The following is a 6,537-nucleotide window of genomic DNA, read 5'->3' as shown; positions in this document are numbered from 1 at the left end:
CTAAGTATAGGGCGTTGCGCTATTTTGCACGCTGACCCACCAATACTGCCGAAACAGGTTACGGTTAGTTGTGTACCTCTAACTTCTTATGGCTTCCTTCAGACCCCACCGTTGGCCAGTGATGCCCTTGCCATTCAGATTATCTTCCCCTTAGTCAGGGTGATAAGGCATCTTTCAGCCTATCGGGTTTGCCAGCTTCGCTGGGCAAACAAAAAAAGCTGCAAGCAATTTCTTACTTACAGCTAAATTTTAAATGCTTACGCTTATTTACTTAAACCAACCTTGAAAGCGCTCCATCATCATGTAGTTTATTGGCACTAACAATAAAGTAATAAAGGTCGCAAAAATAATCCCAAACCCTAGACTTACCGCCATAGGTATTAAAAACTGCGCCTGAGTTGCTTTTTCAAATAATAACGGCATTAAGCCAATAAAGGTCGTTAAACTTGTTAGCATTACAGGGCGAAAACGCGATGCACCGGCAAGTTTAACTGCATCTAGTAATTTGCCGCCTTCACTGCGCTTTTTATTGATAAAATCAACTAGTACAAGGGAGTCATTTACTACCACCCCAGTTAGAGCGAGCATACCAAGCAAGCTCATAATGGTTAAATCCATGCCCATAATCCAATGCCCGACTACAGCACCTATCATGCCAAATGGAATTACACTCATTACTATAATTGGCTGTAAGTAAGATTTAAGCGGTATTGCTAATAGCGCATAAATTATGAAAAATACAAACACAAGCGCCCAAGCCAATGACCCAAACGACTCTCGCTGCTCTTTAGCCTCACCTTCTAGTTTATAATCTACTCCAGGGTATTGTTGCATTAACTCATCTAAATACTCCGTTAGGTCAGCCTGAAGTATGGTCATGTTGGTGTTATTTTTTTCGATATCCGCTGTTACATTTAAAGTACGGTAGCGGTCTATTCGGTTAATAGTTGACGGGCTTTGCCCTGCAGTAAGAGTTGCAACATGCGATAACGGCACCGAGCCACCAGTAGGTGTATTGATGAGTATATTTTGTAAATCGGCTACAGAGCGGCGCTCGTCTATGGGCAAGCGTACCATTACTCGTACATCATCACGCCCGCGCTGAATACGTTGGACTTGCGAGCCAAAGAACGAATTACGCACTTGACCTGCAACATTGACTCTATTTAATCCCAGCGCTAAGCCTTGCTGCGTAAGCTCTATTTGTAACTCTTCTTTACCATCAGACATGCTATCGGCAATATCAAATACCGTTGGGTAGGTCGATAAACGGGTTTTAATGTGATCAGCCACGTCTTGTAAAATAGTCAACGAAGTCCCGCTAAGCTGAACATCAATTGGGTCAGAACTTCGGCCAATTTCAGCTCTAAATGTTAAGCTTTCAGCACCTGGAATGACACCAATTAAATCGCGCCATTCGCTGGCAAGCTCTCTTGATCCTATTTCTGATTCACGCTTTTCAGCCGGTGTTATTTCAAAGCGTACAGAACCTGAATTAGATACACCACCGCGCCCACCTGTTGTGGCTAATATATTTAAAATAACGCTTTCACCTGTATCTGGGTCGCGGTATTTTTCTTGTAATTGCTGCGCCTTTTGCGACATATCAATTACGTATTTATTAGTGACTTCAAACGGCGTACCTGTTGGTAGTGTTAAGTTAACGCGGACTGTTTCGCTTGGTATACGCGGGAAAAATACAAACTTAGTCCAACCACTAGTGATCATGGTTAAAATTATTATAAACACACCAACAAACAAACTTACCGAAGCCAATTTATGGCGAAGTGCTAAATTTAAAGTTGGTTGGTAATATTTTAAAATCGCGTTTTCAAATCCATCTGCAAAACGCTGTTGAATAACATCAAACTTTGAAGGTTCGCCTTTTTCGTGGCGTAGTTTTATATATTTTAAATGTGCGGGTAGTACAAATTTAGATTCAATCAATGAAAACAATAATACCGGAATAACCACTACCGGTATTTGTGCAAACAAAGCACCGCGTGCCCCTTCAATAAAGGCCAAAGGTAGAAAGGCGGCAACGGTAGTTAATACACCAAATGTTACTGGTGTTGCAACTTCTTGAGTACCTAAAATTGCGGCCTGCTCCCCCGACTTAGCTGTTTTTAAATGGGTATAGACATTTTCGCCAGTAACTATGGCGTCATCAACAACAATCCCAAGTACTAATATAAAGCCAAATAAACTCATAATATTAAGGGTTACGCCAAATATAGGCATCGCTATAAACGCGCCCATAAACGATACCGGAATACCAATAAATACCCAAAATGCAATTGCAGGTCGTAAAAACAAAGTAAGTAAAGCAAGTACTAAAATACCGCCTTGTAGGGCATTGGTCGTTAGTGTGGCAATTCGACTTTTAACCAGCTCCGAATCATCATCCCAGTAACTTAGTTCAAATCCTTGTGGAAGGGAGCTTTGTTGCTCTTTTATGTAATTTTTAACTTCGTCAGCAACAGTAATCGCACTTTGTGGACCAATTCGATATACGTCGATAAATGCAGCCTGCTTACCATTAAAGCGAGTACGTACTGGGGTTTCTTCAAAATCGTCTTTAATTATTGCAATATCGCCTAAACGAATAATCGTGCCGTCAGCTTGGTTTTTAACAACAATATTGGCAAATTCATCTTTACGATATGCTTGCCCTTTAGAGCTTATAAGTACGTCCCCACCTTCAGTTTTTAAGTTACCAGCAGAAATATCAGAGCTTGAATTAGCAATGGCACTCGATATTTGTGCAAGGCTTAAATCGTACTGGCGAAGAACGTCTTGGCTTACTTCAATGGCAATTTCGTAATCACGAACACCACTTAGCTCTACCTGCGTCACATTTGGTAAACGTAGAATTTGATCGCGTACTGTTTCTGCGTATTCACGGGTTTCTTTTTCGCCGTAATCACTTGATACGGTAACCGCGATAACTTCGCGAATTCGTTCCGCAAGCGCGACTATTGGCTTTTCAGCATCCGCTGGAAAGGTATTAATTGCATCTACACGACTTTTAATATCAGCTAAAAGCTCACGCGGGTCGTAGCCCGTTTCAACTTCAATTGTTACAGAGCCTGAGCCTTCAGAAGAGCGGCTAAATATTTGCTTAATACCTTCTAAATCTTGTACGGCTTCTTCTATACGAATTGTTACGCCTTGCTCTACATCCTCTGGTGTTGAGCCGCGCAAACTTACGTTCACGCTTATCATGTCGGTTTCGAATGAAGGGAATACTTCAAGCGGTATTTTAGTCGATAAACTAAAAAGCCCCGACAGCAGCAACGTTACTAGCAATAAGTTAGCAGCAACATGGTTTTTGGCAAACCAAGCTATCATGGCTTATCTCCTTGCTTTGCTGGACGGCGTTTTTTTAACTCTTCAACACTAATACCAAGCTCTTTTGCTTTTTGTTCAAGTTGCTCAGCTGTAGGGCGCTTTCCTTTACCTTGCCCATTCGCTCCACGGCTTTTAGGTTGATCTGCGCTTTGTTCACCTAAAATACTTACTTGAGTTCCTGAACTTACTTGGCCAAGTGGAGTAATAACAAGTTTATCATTTGCGTTTAAACCGGTTTTTATCATCGCCTGAGTCGCATTTTGCCAAGCTAGTGTGATGTCTTTGCGCTTAAGTACGCCACCTTCAACAATGTAAACGTACGTTCCTTGATAAATTGTACTGTTAGGAATTATAAGTGCGTTAGATACTGTTCTGCCGGTAATTTGCGCTTTTATATACTGCCCAATTTTTATTGGGTACTGGTTATTTGCTGTTGCTTTATACGGGTCATTAATTTTAGCAACTACATAAAGCTGCTGTGCGCCTTCATCTATAGCACCTTCTGTGCGTGCTAATTGCCCTTGCCACGTTTGCTCACCTACTAAGTCAGAAGTAAATTTAACAATTGAACCCGCTTGGTTTTTAGCACCATCGCGATACTGCTCTGGTAAATTTACAAATGGGAGATCTTTATTTTTAATTGGTAGGCGAATCTCAACGCTATCGATTGCGTAAATGGTGGCTAGCTGTGTGTTGTTAGTAACAACTTGCCCTAAATCAACACTGCGGCTGAGTATACGCCCCGCATATGGCGCCGTTACTTTAGTGCGCTCTAAATCAAGCATCGCTTTTTCAAGTGCTGCCTGCGCCGATAAAACCTCAGCTTCAGCGGCTGCTAGTTGTGGCTCACGTAGTACTAAGCTGCTTGCCTGATTTGAGCCGCCAAGGCGCTTCCAATCGGTAATAGCTTGTTGCCCACGCGCCTTCTCTTCTAGCAAACCTTGCTCTGCGGTTAATAAATTGGCTTGAGCAGATTTAACTTCAGCCTGATGATCTCTGTCGTCTAGTTTTAAAAGTACATCGCCTTTTTCAAAAAAACCGCCTTCTCTAAAGTCATCACTTACTTCAATTATTTGTCCTGATGCCTGAGCCACTAACAAGCTTTGTGTACGTGGTTTTACAGTACCGTAGCTGTCTATCATCACTTGATAATTTTGTGGTTTTAGCTCAAGCGCAGCCACACTTATTGATGCCTTAGGAGGTGTCCCAAAGCGTTTAGCCTCAGGCGTGTTATTTTTAATAAACATAACAATTAAAATAGTGGCAACTATAACCACCGCTGGAATAATAATTTTTGCTGTTTTAGTTTTCATCGTTATTGCTCTTTAGTTCACTTGAGGGCTTTGCAAAATCACCACCAAGGGCAATGTGTAAGTTAATTCTATTGGCTATTAATTGGTTTTTAATATCGATTAAGGAGCTTTGCGCATCGAAAGAGCGATCTTGGGCATCAAGCACTGTCGTGTAAGTTACCAAGCCACTTTGATACTGCTCAAACGACAATTGCTCTGCAGCAAGTGCGTTTTCTTGCGCTTCAAGAGTACTGCTGTATTGCGCTTTAAGGGAGTGCTGCTGCGAAATTGCATTTTCAACATCACCAAATGCGTCATAAAGCGTTTGCAAATAAAGCTGCTCTTGCTTTTGAGTGTTAAGACGCGCTATTTCTTCGTTGGCTTTTAAGCGCCCACCTTCAAAAAGTGGCGCTGAAATACTACCTAACAAAGACCATGCAAGGCTTGATGGAGAAAACAAGTCGCTTACTCTGTCTGTACTATCACTTAATGAAGCTGTTAAATCTAAACTTGGAAAGCGTTGTTTGTGCGCATATGCCAATGATGCGTCGGCTGCTAAAAGCTCATACCAACTTGCACGTAGAGTAGGTTTTCGCGTTATAAGTTCAGAAGGTAATCCTAGAGGAATATCGGTATTAATAACAGGTAAGTCACTACTAGCAGTAATAGCGCCTTTTGGGTATTCACCAAGTAAACGCTCAAGTACACGTGCTGATGCCGATAAACTCGCTGTTTGAGTGGCAATGCGAGAGCGTTCATTATTAAGCTCATTACGCGCTAAATACACATCGAGCGCTTCGTTTATGCCTTGGCGATAGCCAGCTTCAATAATATCGAGATTTTGTTGTGAGTTGGCTTCGCGACGCTTAAATAAATCCAGTAATTGCTGCGCCGTAACCACATCAAACCAACCTGTTACCACATCTGCAACGAGTTGCTGTTTAGCTTGCTCAAATCGTGCCTGCTGAGCTAAATAGTTAAGATTAGCTTCGCGCTTGGCGTCAGAAAGCTTACCCCATAAATCAACCTCGTAAGTTAAATTTAAACTTACGGAGCTTGCGTTGTCGTAACTTACAGGGCGGTTGTCTTTACTACGGCTTGTACGTGTTGATAAATCGAGGCTTGGCCAAAGTGCAGCGCCCGAGACTATAAGTTGCTGCTTTTGAATTTCAACATCATAACTCGTTTGCAAAAGCTGTTGGTTGTTTTTAAGTGCTTGTTGTACAAATTTATTAAGCGTAGGATTTTGTAATTGTGTAAGCCATTGCTCTTGTACTTTTAATACTGAGCTTGATGCTTCTTGCTGCCATTGCTGAGGCATATTATTAGGGACTTGCATGCGCTGCGACGAGTTTAAATCACTCGCACAGCCGCTGAGCAGCATCACACTAATTGCCAGTAGGGTTGGCTTGCATTGCCAGATCATAATTAAACCTAAATTACTGCTATTTATGAACGTAATTCAAGCACTTTGGCAAATTTTGCTCAACTTACTTTACATAACATTACATAGCTAGCGATGAATTAACATAATAGCCAGTTATACGGTAAAAATGAGTAAATGATCAGCAATTTTTAATACTAAAATTAACTTTTTGTAGTGTATCTAAAAGATTATACCTATTCGCTTAATTAAGTGATCTATTTTGAGGTAAGAAAATCGTGTCGATAACAAGGCAAAAATTTCGTTATTTTTGTCTTATATCAGAAATTTTTAACGCAGTTAACGGCAGGTTTAATCACTCAAATTAATTAAGTATTATTGCGGATTGGTATTAGACATATAGAAACAAAAAAGCCCCGCTATAAGCGGTAACACCGATCAGTTAAGGTATTTTTGATCGGTTGACCGATCTTTTGGTTGCTTCACAATACCCTTATCATCTTTTGATTA

General features: G+C 41.1%; 3 protein-coding genes. All 3 read right to left on the bottom strand.

Going from position 1 to position 6,537, the window contains the following annotated elements:
• Positions 1 to 267 precede the first annotated feature (267 nt).
• The 3 genes from L655_RS0102845 to L655_RS0102835 are packed head-to-tail and all read right to left on the bottom strand — an operon-like array spanning position 268 to position 6,069.
• Complete coding sequence (locus L655_RS0102845) at positions 268 to 3,351, bottom strand: efflux RND transporter permease subunit (RefSeq protein ID WP_024604030.1); 3,084 nt, start codon at positions 3,349 to 3,351, stop codon at positions 268 to 270.
• The gene (locus L655_RS0102840; protein WP_007378385.1) at positions 3,348 to 4,664 is read right to left on the bottom strand and encodes an efflux RND transporter periplasmic adaptor subunit; all 1,317 of its coding nucleotides are present in this window, start codon (positions 4,662 to 4,664) and stop codon (positions 3,348 to 3,350) included. The genes L655_RS0102845 and L655_RS0102840 overlap by 4 nt, the downstream gene beginning before the upstream one ends.
• Positions 4,654 to 6,069, bottom strand: a complete 1,416-nt coding sequence (locus tag L655_RS0102835) for a TolC family protein (protein ID WP_024604029.1) — start codon at positions 6,067 to 6,069, stop codon at positions 4,654 to 4,656. Before L655_RS0102835 ends, L655_RS0102840 begins: the two co-directional genes overlap by 11 nt.
• Positions 6,070 to 6,537 lie beyond the last annotated feature (468 nt).

Source organism: Pseudoalteromonas sp. TAE79, assembly GCF_000498015.1.
In the GTDB taxonomy this organism is placed as follows: Bacteria; Pseudomonadota; Gammaproteobacteria; order Enterobacterales; family Alteromonadaceae; genus Pseudoalteromonas.
Note: the sequence above shows the minus strand (reverse complement) of the source record. Positions and strands in the feature narration are given on the sequence as shown.